General features: G+C 44.9%; 1 protein-coding gene. It reads left to right on the top strand.

All coding sequences use genetic code 11. The features are described 5' to 3' along the window. Positions 1–372: acyltransferase (locus AC1DS3_RS39570; RefSeq protein ID WP_477129493.1), on the top strand; the 372-nt coding region annotated here is incomplete at its 5' end. Positions 373–405 lie beyond the last annotated feature (33 nt).

Consider the following 405-nt stretch of genomic DNA (forward strand, 5'->3'; position numbering starts at 1 on the left):
GATAAGGAAGCTGTCATCAGAATCGGGCGAAACGTGGGAATGAGTTCCGCAGCCTTAATAGCGCGTTGCGAGATTGTAATTGGCGACAACGTTAAGCTCGGTGGTGGGGTTTGTATTTATGATACGGATTTCCATTCACTAAGCGCTATTGACCGGTTAGATTCTCAGAAAGACCGGGTAGCCGCAAAGAAGTACCCGGTAATAATTGGAGATAACGTTTTCATTGGGGCTCATTCAACCATTCTAAAAGGTGTAACGATTGGTGAAAACGCCGTAATCGGTGCCTGCTCTGTTGTAACGAAAAATATTCCAGCGAATGAGATTTGGGCTGGAAATCCGGCGAAATTAGTTCGTCGTGCTTTTATTCTATAGACTGGCCGAGGGGAACAGTGAATTCAATTATTG

The organism is Cupriavidus sp. 01L46, from assembly GCF_056399905.1.